Raw genomic sequence first — 12,365 nt, forward strand, 5'->3', positions numbered from 1 at the left:
CTGATTGGCCTGCGATGATTGCTCAGGTTGTGTAATCTATCTGCTCTCCGAGACGTTAGAGGAAAAACAATGATAAAAGCGTGTGGTTCTCTGTCATGAGATGGTTGTTGATTGGCTCGTTGGTGTTGTTTCTGTTGTGTGGTGGCTTTTTGTTGACGCCGTCCCCTGTGGATAGCAAAGCCTGGGTGGCGCCCAAACCACCAGCGATGACCGGTGCCTATGCCCCGAATGAGATTTTGCGCCAGGCCGAATTGCTGGCGCTGGGGCAGGTGTATGGTCCGGAAGATACGACGGTGGGTGTCGATGGGGTGCTCTATGCGGGTACCCAGGATGGCAAAATCATTCGGGTTTACCCGGACGGCACGGTGGATACCTGGCTGGAAACCGGTGGCCGGCCATTAGGTATGGTGATGGATGAGCAGGGAAACCTGCTGGTGGCGGATTCTGGAAAGGGATTGCTGTCGATCTCACCGGAGGGTGATATTACGGTCCTCAGCCGGGAAGCCGCTGGCACGCCGTTCCGTTTTACGGACGATGTGATCATTGCCCCGGATGGTCGCATTTATTTTACCGACGCCAGCTCTCGTTTCGGCCAGCCGGACTATCTCTTGGATTTGCTGGAAATGCGCCCTCATGGCCGTCTGCTACGGTACAACCCGAAAACTCGCAGAACCGAAGTGCTGGTGGCGAATTTGCATTTCCCCAATGGTGTTGCGGTTTCGCCTGAGGGTGATTATGTGCTGGTCAACGAAACCTGGAAGTACCGCATTCTGAAGCACTGGATAGCGGGCCCCAAGGTGGGCCGGACGGAGGTGTTCGCGGACAATCTGCCAGGGTTTCCGGACAACCTCGCGGTCGATTCTGCAGGGCGTTACTGGGTGGCCTTCCCATCACTCAGAAACCCTCAGATCGACGCGATGCACACCAGACCCTGGCTCAAGAATCTGGTGGCGAAACTGCCGGACAGCGTCAAACCGAAACCTGAAGAGTATGGCTTGGTGGTAGCGTTCGATGCTACGGGTGAGGCACTTGTGAGTCTGCACGACACCACGGGCAAGCATTTGCAGGAAATTACGTCGGTCAACCCTCACCAAGGGAATTTGTATTTTGGCTCACTGCACAACGATCGCATCGGAAAGCTGTCGTTGCAGGCGATCCCGGAGATTGGGAAGCGCACTGAATGATTTGAAAACGCGCCGAATCGAAATTCTGCTAGGCTGAACGTGAGCACGATCGCCATTATTGGCACCTGATACAAACCTGTCTGGAGAGACCCATGGCCCCCACTGAATTTCCGGAAGTCGAGACGATGCGCCAAGTGGTCTACGACCGATTTGGCGACAGCGATGTGTTGCAGGTGGTTGATGCGCCGATTCCGGAGCCCGGCGAGGGCGAGGTGCTGATTCGCGTTCACGGTGCCGGGCTCAATCCAATCGATTGGAAAACCCGTCTGGGCATGGGCTTTGTCGCCACCCAGATCGAAAATGATCTGCCGTGGGGGCCGGGCTACGATGCCGCCGGAGAAGTCGTGGCCGTCGCCGACGATGTCACCACCCTGGCTAAGGGCGACCGGGTGATGGGCATGATTGGTTTCCCGGTGGCGGGCGGGGCCTGTGCTCAGTTTGCCGTTGCTCGCGCCGATGAGTTGGCGATCGTTCCGGAAGAACTGGATCTGGTCACCGCCGCAGGCGTGCCTTTGGCAGCGCTTACGGCTTGGCAGGGGTTGTTTGAAATTGCCCGGTTAGAACCCAATCAAAAGGTGCTCATTCATGCGGGTGCCGGCGGGGTTGGCCACTTTGCAGTGCAGTTCGCGTTAGCGCGGGATGCCCACGTTATTGCCACGGCATCGGCCGGTAATCGCGACTTCCTGGCGGAATTTGGTGTTCACGAGGTCATTGATTACAGAACGATGGACGTTGCCGACGAATGCTTTGGGCTGGACGTGGTACTGGATCTGGTCGGGGGCGAAGCGGGCAAGCGCTCCCTGCATACGCTGGGGTCAGCCGGTGTTTTGGTCACCATACCGACCGTGACCGCGGATGAGGTTGTCAGTGCGGCTGAAGAGATGGGGGTTCGGGCCCACGGAATGCGTGTGCGCCCTGATGTGTTTCATCTGGAAGAAATTGCCGAGCTGATTGAAGACGGAGACGTGCGTGTGCACATCGACAAAGTGTTCGCCATGGAACAAGTGCGTGAAGCCCATGACCTTCTGGCGGAAGGTCATGTTCGTGGCAAGCTGGTATTGGATTGTCGCTAATCTGTTACAGGCTGGGGATCAATCCTCAGCCTTGTCCTCTGAGCCCTGGTTGCCGTTGGCGTCCCGGTCTTTTTGAGGCTGCGGCGGCACAAGGCTGATCAGAACCCAATCGTCTTCGGGTTCCAGTGACTCCATGTCTTTCACCGGATAAATGTGTTCTTTACTGTCAATGGTGAACAGCACCAGGGCTTGTTGCTGGTATTGCTCCAGGAACTGCTGGTAGCTGAATTCTTCGCTCAGCTGGGTGGTTTTGACGTTATACCCCTGACTGACCAGGCTGGCCAGCTTCGCATAGCTTACCCCGTCAAAAATCCCTCGGGTTCGTTGCACTTTGCCCGCTGTCTGCAGGCGAGCTTTCTGATCCTGGTCACCCTCGGTCAAGCCAAACACGGAGGTGTCGCCGAACCAGTCCATGAAATGGTAGGTGGCTAGACTGTTCATCTGTTTGTAGGGCGACAGAATCAGTAAATTACCGATGCCCGTCAGATCCATGTGAGTGGCCGCGTGTTCCGACGCCGGGTTGCCGAAGTAGACCGGCAGATTTTCCATTCTCGATTGCCGAACGTTCTCCCAGTTGGTGTCTGAGAGCATGATGGGCACTTCGTGTTTTTTCAGGGCCTGTCCAATCAGCCGGGCAATGGGGTTCGCACCCAGAATCAGGAAGCCGTGGGCGGGTGGCTCTTTCACGCCAAGCAGCTTGGCAATCGGACGGGCGGTCAGGCTTTGCAGGGTGACGGTGGTGATGATCAGCATGAACACCAGCGGCACCAGAGTTTCCGCGCCGTCATACCCGAGCCGTTCAAGCTGGAAGGCGAACAGGGCAGACACGGCGGCCGCAACAATGCCCCGGGGCGCAATCCAGCTCAGATAGAGCTTTTCGCGAAGATTCAGGGAGGTGCCGATGGAGGAAAGGAAAATGCTGATCGGGCGGGCAATAAACATCAGGCAGGCCAGAACGGCGACCAGTCCCCAACCCAGATCCAGAATGGCGGAAAACTCGACACGGGCCGCCAGAATGATAAACAGCGCGGAGATCAGCAGCACGCTCAACGACTCTTTGAATTCCAGAATACTGTCGATCGGCACCCGCTTCATGTTCGCCATCCAGATACCCATCACGGTCACCGTCAGCAGGCCGGATTCGTGAGCCATTTCATTGGAAATGGCGTAAACACCCAGCATGAAGGTGAGTGTGCCGGCATTGTGCAGGTACTGCGGCAGCCAGTGCTTTCTCAAGGCCTGACCGTTTAAATAGCCCGCGATGGCACCGATGATAAAGCCGACCACCAGCGTTTTGCCGAAGATATAGAGTGAGTGGCCAAACACATTGCCCTGACCCCAGGACAGAATGCCCTCGAACACCAGAACCGCTAGCAGTGCGCCCACGGGGTCAATGATGATGCCTTCCCAGCGCAGAATATTAGACAGTTTTGCGGTGGGCCGGACGGCCCGCAACAGTGGCGCTATGACCGTCGGGCCGGTGACTACCGAAATGGCACCGAACAGGAGTGCAACTTCCCACGACACCTCCAGAATCCACCTTGCTGCCAGAGTTCCGATGGCGCAGGTAACGATGGAGCCCACAGGCACGAGGTTTCGTACCATCTTGCCGTGGCCTTTGATCTCGTCGTAGCGAAGCGTCAAGCTGCCTTCAAACAGAATGATGGCGACCGCCAGGGAAATCACAGGGAACAGCAGATCACCAAAGACTTCTGCGGGCTGGAGGAACCCCAATACCGGCCCGGCAATAATGCCTCCCGCCAGCAGAAAGAGAATGGCAGGCATGCGCACGCGCCACGCAAACCATTGGCAAAGCAGAGAGCTGATACCGATACCGGCAAGAATCAGAGCAGTACTAGCGGCCATAAGGGCGTCCGGTTAATAAGTTTATAAGTTAGCTCGACGAGCGATTCGGTTTAGCAGCCGGGAAGCAGCAAAAAAACCGAAACTTGCGGTTACAGGGCTGGCAGCGCCAAAGCCCGAAGCGCAATCGAGTCGAACAGGGCCTTCCGTTGCGGGTTTCTGGTGGCATACCTCGCCATCTGGGGCCGGGTAGGTCAGCTGTTCTAATGAGTATACGGCTTCGATGCCGAAACGGCGCTTCGGATTTCGAGAAAAATTATATTCACGTCGCAGCAGATTGCGAACTTTTGCCAGCAAAGGGTCCTGGGTGGTTTTGCTGAGATCAGCCACCTGGATTTGGGTAGGATCCATCTGGCCGCCGGCACCACCGGCAACGACCACGGGTATCTTCCGCCGGTGGCAATGAGCAATCAGACTGGCCTTGGATTTCACACTGTCGATGGCGTCCACCACGCCGGTGACTTCTTCAGTGATCAGTTCCTGCACGTTTTTGGTGGTCAGAAAACCGAAATGCACCCGAATATCCGCATGCGGGTTAATCGCGCGCAAACGCTGCGCCATGGCGTCGGTTTTGGTCTGGCCGTACTGACCTTGCAAGGCATGAAGCTGGCGGTTGGTATTGGACACACAAATGTCATCCATATCGATCAGGGTAAGGGTGCCAATACCGCTGCGAGCCAAAGATTCGGCAGCCCAGGAGCCTACGCCGCCCAGACCAACCACAACGATGTGAGCTTGCCTGAAAGCATTTAGCGCTTTTCGGCCATACAGGCGTTCAATGCCGCCAAAGCGAAAGCTGTAGTCGTCAGGCTGCGGAGAGTCAGAAGTCATTCAGGGCTCGTGGTGTCAGGTTGAACGTATCGTTTTGCAAAGAGGGGCAGATTGTAACGCAGGGGTTGTGGCAGGGGCTATTCGGTGTGAAAAACGAAAACGGCGAACCTAAACAAGATTCGCCGTTTTGTTTGCTTGCAGTGAGGAGATGGCTATTTTTGGGTTACATCCACCAACACTGCCAATCCAAGTTCGTTGTAGTCTACGGCATCCTTTTCAAGATAGCCGGTTGTGAAGACTCCGAAACTGGCGTCGGCGTTGAAGAAACCTTCGAATTTGGTTGCGCCACCGTCAGTGTCGGGAACGGATATGGTTGTGCCTCCATTGCTGTCAATCTCGATGTTGAAAGCAAGATCGGACTCTTGGTGAACCGTTGCTTCAATGTTGTCGCCAAGGCCCTGTTCTTTGCGGATCTCAGAGAAGTTGCCGCTTACTTTACCGGCGCTATTGCTGTCCATTGTGAGGAATGTGTTGAACTGGCTGGCAAACAATGCGATGGATGATGTCGCTCCGCCCTCGAGATGAGCGCTCGCCATCAGCAGTCGATATTTCTTTCCGCTGACGCTGGGGGTCGAGTCACCTAACTTAACGAGCATGGTTTTGTCGAATTCGGCGAAACCAGCCGTATTGTCTCCGGCACTTTCCGAGAAATCGACATACCCGGCATCTTCGCTGACAAAGCCTATTGCGCCACCTTCAGGGCCATCCGTGATTGTGCCATCAGCCGCCACCGTTAACGTGAAGGATTCTGAGGGCGTGGGCTGGTCGCCGTAGGAGGCGGCGCCGCTGCTGTTCACGATGATTTCACGCTCCGTGCCTGCGCTAACGGTGCCGTTGAAGCCAGTTGAAAACGTAACCGTATTGTTGGCGCTGAATAGTTCGATGCTCCCGGAACTGAGCCTGGAGCCAAAGTAGACCCGCCCGTAGTCGCCCGTCATCGCTGTGTCCGAAAGATTGGCGGGTTTTCGAGCAAATACTTCAAGTGTGCGGAATACCTCATCGCCGTGCTTGTCGTCAGGGTCGATAGCGTCGTAAGTGCCATCGTTATCAGAATCGATGGTGCCGTAGCGAACGCCGGCTTCGTGGGTGAGGCCGAAGAACAGGCCTGTATCAGCGACTTGCTGGAAAACATAGGTCATGGCAGGAAAGCGCCAGCCGTAAGGCTCGTCCCCTTCAATATCTTCTTCAAATTCACCTTGTACGGCCAGAATCCCTAGAGTATTGAATGACCCATCAAATGTTTCCTGGCTATTGCCGTCGTCGAGCTCGGTGTCATAGTCAATCGAGCTGTTTTCTATAGCGGTTCCTGAAAGGTTGGCCCAGGCGCTGTCCTCCGACAAATAGGTCATGTTGACGGTGCCTGTGCCGCCGTTAGCGAACGTAAAATCACCCAGCCACATATCATGGGCAAAGGTACCGTTGCTCCCATCGTCATTGTCATGCAGTGCGAAAGCAAAGGCCGCATTGTTGTAGTCACCAACGATGTTGCTGACATCGGCACCGTTAGCGGAAACCGAGGCGACTTCGGTTTCAACGAACGCACCGACTTCTTGTTCAAGCACATCAAACATTTGTTCCAGGTTTGCGCCAGCCGTGAGGTCGAACTCCTCAACTTTGCCGTTTAATTTGACTACGTCAGTAACAACGAGTTGATCCAAGTCTGCCCCGGATTCGATGAATTTGCGCAGAACGAATTCGGAAACCGGCGAAATATCGACATTCTTCTCGACGACTTGGGCCCTGAGTTGATGATTCGCACCGGTTATGCGAACGACCAGGTTGCCGGCCAAACTGACTCCGGTAGGCAAAGTCAGTGTGTAATCTCCTGTTATAGAGGTGCTGGTTTTGGCGAGTACATCGCCGACTTGGTTGCCGTCATCATCAACGCGAATGAGCTCGACGTCAGCGCCCTTGATAGGTTCAAGCCCGGTAATAGCTGCAGCAGCTTCCGGAACAATAAATGAGAAAGCGATCTCTAGTGCGCCGGGTTGGTTGAGCTTGGCGACTGTTCCGCTAGGTGCAGATGCTTTGCCTGATACAGTTTCCCCACTAGCGCTGTCGCCACTGCTGCCGCTATTACTACAGCCAGTGACTGCGAACACGCTGGCGATGGCTGAGGCTAGTGCCAGTTTTTTAACGTTGTGCATAAAGATCTCTCCAAGAAATAGGCATCCGTACGGGTGATATCGGCCGGAGCAGCATCACTATCCGACCTATCATTTATAGGCAACGTTCTTGGTATAGACGCACCCCACATGGGTAGGGAAAGACGATAGATTGTATGTGAAGTGTAATGATGGGTTTTTTGTATAAATACAAAGTGTGGGCTAGCTTATGTCGCAAGGGATGACGTAAGTTGAGGGCCGGATGGACAGGGAGCAGTGCGGTTCAGAGAAAGACTTAATTGAGCTGATTGGCTTGATTTACGACGCAATCTCAAACGATGTCGGCTTTTACCCGTTTCTGGCGTCATTAGGCCAGTCTATGGGGCTCGGTGGTGGGTTTATCGTGATAAAAAGCCGAGTGAACACGGTGCCAACCACATCTTGGGTTTTCAATCTTTCGGCGTCTGTCGCGGCTTACTACAGCGATTTTCTGACCCGAGACAATAGCTCAGGGAGCCGCTGGCAGACCAGTCCGGGGGTGAGTGAAATTGTTGTCGCTGTGTCGGCGATAGAGCTTGATACTGTCTGTTTTTTTGGTGTGCAGTGCAAGAAAGGACAGGAGTATTTGTTCGAGCATGAGCTTCGTATGTTGGAAACCATGCTCCCTCATATTGAACGGGCTATCGCGATTTATTGCAGGCTAAATGGATACCGCGCACCGGCTGAGATCAGTTCAGATCGGCTGGGAGAAACGTTTCGATTCACTCCGGCTGAAACACAGATTGCTGAGCAGCTTGTAGCCGGAAAAGGCCTTGCGGAGATTGCGAAAAACTCTGGTCGGTCGCGCGAAACCGTGAAATATCATCTTCGCAACTTGTTCAGAAAAACCCGTACAAATAGGCAGTTAGAGTTGGTGTCGTTGCTCGTCCGTTATGATTCCATTACGTCCCGTGATGGCGAGTAACACGCAAAAAAAAACCACGCAAAAGCGTGGTTAAAAGAAGATACCTAACTCGTGTGAAGTCAGGCTGGACTAGTTCAGAGACACTAATCAACGTAGCCAGTATTATCCTTCTGGCCTGCGTGTAGAAGGTCACAAGCAGTCAATGGTCGGTCATTTTCGGACGCCGATGTTGGTTTGATCGGCATATTGCCGTTTAAGCCAACCAATGATGATCGTCGAACGCCATCATGCTCTCCTTGCCGGACTCGATGTCTTTGAGCAGCCAATCGATTTCCGGCATCAATTTCTCAAAATAATAACGGGCCGATACCTGTTTGCTTTCCAGCAGCGCGCGATTGCCTTCGCCCGCCTCCAGTTGACGGCCGGCAACGTCGGCCATGCGTGACCAGAGGTAGCCGATGACCGTCAGGGCCATAACCCGCAGGTAAGGTGTGGCAGCGGCGCCTGCTTGCTCAGGGTCGCTCGGGGCGTTCTGCGCCAGCCAGACTGTCGCGCGCTCCAGGTGTTTGATAGCGGACTTGAGCTCATCCCGGTACGGGGCTTCCTGGTTATCCTTGAGGTAGTCCGATAACAGCGCAAACAGAGTCCGAACCAGCTGACCACCTTTTAAGGACAGTTTTCGACCCACCAGATCCATTGCCTGGATACCGTTGGTGCCTTCGTATATCCGGGCGATGCGGCCATCGCGCACCAGTTGTTCAAGTGGCCAGTCCTGGGTAAACCCGGAACCACCGAGCACTTGCTGGCCCCAGTTCGCGTTGGTGTAGCCTTCGTCGGTCAGGAACGCTTTCACCACGGGAGTCAGCAGCTGTACAAGGTCATCGGCCTTTTCTCGGGTTTCGGCATCGTCGTGAGCGACGGACAGATCCAGCTGGTGGCCGGTAAACAAGGCTAAGGCGCGCATGCCTTCGTTCAGAACCTTCTGGCGCATCAGCATGCGGCGCACGTCAGGGTGCACGATGATCGGGTCTGCCGCGCCGTCCGGGTTCTTAGCGCCACTCAAAGACCGGCTTTGCAGGCGTTCTTTGGCGAAGGCGAGGCTTTCCTGGTAGGCCATCTCAGCCAGACCCAGGCCCTGCATACCTACCATCAGGCGGGCTTCGTTCATCATGGTGAACATGGCGCTCATGCCTTTGTTGGGCTCACCCACCAGCCAGCCTTTTGCGCCTTCAAAGTTCATGACACAGGTGGCAGAACCTTTGATGCCCATTTTGTGCTCGAGCCCGCCGCAGAATGCCGGGTTGCGCTCGCCAGATTCGGGCAGCACTTTCGGCACTAAGAACAAAGAAATGCCTTTGGTGGTGTCGGGTGCACCGGGCAGTTTGGCCAGCACCAGATGCACAATGTTATCAACCAGATCGTGCTCACCGCCGGTGATCCAGATTTTTGTGCCTTCGATGGCGTAGCTGCCGTCTTCGTTGGGCGTGGCTTTGGTGCGAATCAGGCCCAGGTCGGTGCCACACTGGGGTTCGGTCAGACACATGGTGCCTGTCCATTCACCGCTAATCAGCTTTTCCAGATAGGTGTTTTTCAACGCGTCGGAGCCGTGGGCATACAGCGCACTGATGGCACCATGAGTCAGCCCGGGATACATGCCAAGGGACAGATTTGTAGAACACATCATTTCGTCAACGACGAACTTCAGCGTGTGCGGCAAACCCTGGCCGCCGAATTCGATGGGGGCATCCAGTGCCGTCCAGCCGCCTTCCACGAATGTCTGGTAGGCCTGTTTGAAACCGTCTGGCGTTTTGACCGTTTTAGCTTCCGGGTCGTAGCTGCAGCCTTGGCGGTCGCCGATCTGATTGGTTGGCTGTATGACTTCGGACGCCAGTTTGCCGGCCTCTTCAATGACGGCGGATATTAGGTCGGGTGTTGCATCCGCGTACTTTTCCAGTTCGTGCAGTTTGTCAGCTCCCAAAACATCGAACAGTAAGAAGCGAAGGTCATTCGCGGGCGCCTGGTATTGCATGGACACTCTCCTGTAAAAATGAAATCGGCACGGATTGCGGTGGCTATTGCGCCGCTCAACGGTCCGCAAGCGCAAATAATCCGTGTCCAAAGTCATACGTGCGTTTGAAAACATTGGCTCACCGTCAATCAACCTGATGTGAACTTGCGTGCGTATTACTCTGGGACAGACCCAATATTCATTCAGGAGATAACGCTATGACGGTCATCATTGCCGGGGTTTCCGGTGCCATTGGCAGTGCGCTCGCAGAACGGTTTCTGGCTGAGCGGCCGGGCGAGCCGTTGATCGGATTGGCCAGACAACTTGATGGCGTGAGTGAACGGCTCCGGGAGCATCCGGCTGTGTACTTGATGGGTTGGCAGGCAGAGCACCCGCTGGACCTGGCCTCACACCCTGAAGTTCGGGATCTCTTGGCGTCAGCGCAAGGCGGCGTAACGCTGATCTACGCCGCAGGCTGGCTGCACAATGACAAAGCCACGCCGGAAAAACGGGTAGAGGATATCCACCTAGCCAATATGCTTCAGGCGTATCAGGTGAATTGTGTCGGATTTGCCTTGCTGGTTCAGGCGCTTTCGCCCTGGTTTCGAGGCAAGCGATTAAGCCGTGTGGCCGCTGTGTCCGCCAAGGTCGGTTCAATACAGGACAACCGGCTTGGGGGGTGGTATGCCTACCGATGCTCGAAAGCGGCCTTGAACATGCTGGTAAAGAACCTGTCGGTCGAATTGCCCCGCAAATACGCCCCCGTGGCGTGCGTCGCGTTGCATCCCGGCACGACGCGTTCGGCATTGAGTGATCCTTTTAGCCAATCTCTGGCAAAACTCACCGTGCATGAGCCGGACGCAACAGCGGATCATCTGTTCAACGTTCTTTCGACTTTATCAGAAGAAGACAGCGGGCGGTTTATCAACTGGGATGGGCGCGACTTGCCTTGGTAAAAGGCCCTGCAGGTGCGAGGGCACCTGCAGGGTAAGGGGCATCAGCTAATGAAAGGATTGAGCAAGCGCCCGAAGGGGCCGGTGAGTTTCAATGGCGCGCTGAGAATGGACAGCGTGATGCAGTCTTCATGGCCAAGGGCAACGGGTTTGTGCACGTCTTGATCGGTCAGCACGACAAAGTCCCACTGATTGAAAACGCCCTTGACGTCAGAGAACGCACCTTGCAGCACGATCGTGGTTTCGGTGCCGCGATGGGTGTGGGCCGGAGCTTTGCCGCCGGCGGCCAGTTTCTGAAGTATCACGCGCTCCTCCTGGCCAGGGAACCTGTCGCTGATATCGACAACGCTGACGTTTGGCAGTTGCCGCTTCCAGGGCAGATCGTTGAAGTCGTCACCGAGCAATTTCTGAAGCGCGCTCAGTCGATGTGCGTCGTTCTGTGAAGGGGCAGGGGCCGGCGTCTCGTCGATGCGCGCCAGAAGTTGCTCGAAGCTGGTTTCCGACACGGTCACGTCAGGTTGCTGCTCCATCATTACGGCGCCGAGGCTATTCAACGTGTCAACCCGACTCCGACAATGGACGCACTTCTCCAGATGCAGGCGGATACACAACGCGTGGGGCTCACTCAGGTTGCCAGCGCTGTAATCCATCAGGCTCAGACTGTCTGGATGATGTCGTGTCATAGGTTTTCGTCCTGCAAAATCACTTTCAGTTTGTTCAGCGCCAGGCGAACCCGGCTTTTTACGGTACCCAGGGGGAGGTCAAGTTCATTGGCGACCATTTGATGGGATTTGTGCTCCATGTAGACTTTGGCGATCACCGTTACCTGGTCTTGAGGCAACAAGCTCAGCGACTCGCGAATGCGCCGCTCGGATGTCAGCCGATGCAGCGACGAAACCGGCTCGTCATCGTGTTCGCCCGGGATTTGCCAGAGGTCTTCCGTTTCAATGGCCATCTCTGCACTTCTCCGCTGAACCTTTCTCAGCATGTCGATACGCTGGTTTCGAGCAATGGTGAAGATCCAGGTGGATGCCGCGGCCTTGCGCCAATCGTAAAGACTGGAGCGCCTCCAGATCGCAATGAAAACCTCCTGTACCAACTCTTCGGCATGGCTGGCGATGCCATTGGAGATCGCGTAGTACTTGATTCGTGGTGCGAAGTGCTCGAATAACGCGTGGTAGGCCGCTTTATCCTGGTTTTTTCCTACTCGTTCCAGCAAAGCACCCCATGGGTCCTTTCGGCCCTCGCCTTGCGCAGGTGGCTGTTCCAGTGTTGGCACTGGATGCTCCTTGGTAGTGTCGTGATTGTATTTGGCTACTGTCATGATTCTATGCACTCACCACTTTTTTGTCAGTGTCTGTTTTACGCAGGCTGTCGGGGATCAGATTGCCGGATTGAATAATTTTTCCGGGCGGGCTGGCCGGGCAGTCGGGTTTGTCCGTCA

10 protein-coding genes are annotated in these 12,365 nt (G+C 55.3%); 4 read left to right on the forward strand and 6 right to left on the reverse strand.

The genetic code is table 11. The annotated features are described in order from the left end of the window. Window positions 1-95: 95 nt before the first annotated feature. A complete protein-coding gene (locus Q9245_RS10345; protein ID WP_305897058.1) occupies window positions 96-1,184 on the forward strand; it encodes an SMP-30/gluconolactonase/LRE family protein in 1,089 nt (362 codons plus the stop codon). A gap of 92 nt (window positions 1,185-1,276) precedes the next feature. Next, window positions 1,277-2,257: an NADP-dependent oxidoreductase gene (locus Q9245_RS10350; RefSeq protein ID WP_305897059.1), complete on the forward strand. Its 981-nt coding sequence runs from the start codon at window positions 1,277-1,279 to the stop codon at window positions 2,255-2,257. Window positions 2,258-2,275: 18 nt separating this feature from the next. On the opposite strand, the gene Q9245_RS10355 is transcribed toward Q9245_RS10350, so the two are convergent. The 3 genes from Q9245_RS10355 to Q9245_RS10365 all read right to left on the reverse strand — a co-directional run bounded on the left by Q9245_RS10355 (window position 2,276) and on the right by Q9245_RS10365 (window position 7,098). Further along, window positions 2,276-4,123, reverse strand: a complete 1,848-nt coding sequence (locus Q9245_RS10355; protein WP_305897060.1) for a sodium:proton antiporter — start codon at window positions 4,121-4,123, stop codon at window positions 2,276-2,278. 21 nt (window positions 4,124-4,144) lie between these two features. Beyond that, window positions 4,145-4,951 (reverse strand): tRNA cyclic N6-threonylcarbamoyladenosine(37) synthase TcdA, encoded by an 807-nt coding sequence (gene tcdA / locus Q9245_RS10360; protein ID WP_305897061.1) that lies wholly within the window; start codon window positions 4,949-4,951, stop codon window positions 4,145-4,147. 152 nt (window positions 4,952-5,103) lie between these two features. Next, window positions 5,104-7,098: a hypothetical protein gene (locus tag Q9245_RS10365; RefSeq protein ID WP_305897062.1), complete on the reverse strand. Its 1,995-nt coding sequence runs from the start codon at window positions 7,096-7,098 to the stop codon at window positions 5,104-5,106. A 220-nt stretch (window positions 7,099-7,318) separates the two neighbouring features. Between Q9245_RS10365 and Q9245_RS10370 the strand changes: the two genes are divergently transcribed. After that, window positions 7,319-8,020 carry a LuxR C-terminal-related transcriptional regulator gene (locus Q9245_RS10370; protein ID WP_199005204.1) on the forward strand — a complete coding sequence of 234 codons (702 nt, stop codon included), beginning with the start codon at window positions 7,319-7,321 and terminating at the stop codon, window positions 8,018-8,020. Between the two features lie 193 nt (window positions 8,021-8,213). Here Q9245_RS10370 and Q9245_RS10375 read toward each other — a convergent pair whose 3' ends face one another. Beyond that, window positions 8,214-9,989, reverse strand: a complete 1,776-nt coding sequence (locus tag Q9245_RS10375) for an acyl-CoA dehydrogenase C-terminal domain-containing protein (protein ID WP_305897063.1) — start codon at window positions 9,987-9,989, stop codon at window positions 8,214-8,216. Between the two features lie 197 nt (window positions 9,990-10,186). Between Q9245_RS10375 and Q9245_RS10380 the strand changes: the two genes are divergently transcribed. Beyond that, window positions 10,187-10,924, forward strand: a complete 738-nt coding sequence (locus Q9245_RS10380; RefSeq protein ID WP_305897064.1) for an SDR family NAD(P)-dependent oxidoreductase — start codon at window positions 10,187-10,189, stop codon at window positions 10,922-10,924. Between the two features lie 41 nt (window positions 10,925-10,965). Here the strand turns inward: Q9245_RS10380 and Q9245_RS10385 are convergent, their stop codons facing one another. Both Q9245_RS10385 and Q9245_RS10390 read right to left on the reverse strand, forming a co-directional pair. Beyond that, window positions 10,966-11,604: a ChrR family anti-sigma-E factor gene (locus Q9245_RS10385; RefSeq protein WP_305897065.1), complete on the reverse strand. Its 639-nt coding sequence runs from the start codon at window positions 11,602-11,604 to the stop codon at window positions 10,966-10,968. Continuing rightward, window positions 11,601-12,200, reverse strand: a complete 600-nt coding sequence (locus tag Q9245_RS10390; RefSeq protein ID WP_305897066.1) for a sigma-70 family RNA polymerase sigma factor — start codon at window positions 12,198-12,200, stop codon at window positions 11,601-11,603. The genes Q9245_RS10385 and Q9245_RS10390 overlap by 4 nt, the downstream gene beginning before the upstream one ends. Window positions 12,201-12,365: the final 165 nt, after the last annotated feature.

This window comes from Marinobacter sp. MDS2, assembly GCF_030718085.1.
Lineage (GTDB): Bacteria > Pseudomonadota > Gammaproteobacteria > Pseudomonadales > Oleiphilaceae > Marinobacter.

Coding starts and splice junctions, on each gene's coding strand:
- Q9245_RS10370 (WP_199005204.1), top strand. CDS start 7,319: ATGGACAGGGAGCAGTGCGGTTCAGAGAAAGACTTAATTGAGCTGATT.
- Q9245_RS10355 (WP_305897060.1), bottom strand. CDS start 4,123: ATGGCCGCTAGTACTGCTCTGATTCTTGCCGGTATCGGTATCAGCTCT.
- tcdA (WP_305897061.1), bottom strand. CDS start 4,951: ATGACTTCTGACTCTCCGCAGCCTGACGACTACAGCTTTCGCTTTGGC.
- Q9245_RS10385 (WP_305897065.1), bottom strand. CDS start 11,604: ATGACACGACATCATCCAGACAGTCTGAGCCTGATGGATTACAGCGCT.
- Q9245_RS10380 (WP_305897064.1), top strand. CDS start 10,187: ATGACGGTCATCATTGCCGGGGTTTCCGGTGCCATTGGCAGTGCGCTC.
- Q9245_RS10365 (WP_305897062.1), bottom strand. CDS start 7,098: ATGCACAACGTTAAAAAACTGGCACTAGCCTCAGCCATCGCCAGCGTG.
- Q9245_RS10345 (WP_305897058.1), top strand. CDS start 96: ATGAGATGGTTGTTGATTGGCTCGTTGGTGTTGTTTCTGTTGTGTGGT.
- Q9245_RS10350 (WP_305897059.1), top strand. CDS start 1,277: ATGGCCCCCACTGAATTTCCGGAAGTCGAGACGATGCGCCAAGTGGTC.
- Q9245_RS10375 (WP_305897063.1), bottom strand. CDS start 9,989: ATGCAATACCAGGCGCCCGCGAATGACCTTCGCTTCTTACTGTTCGAT.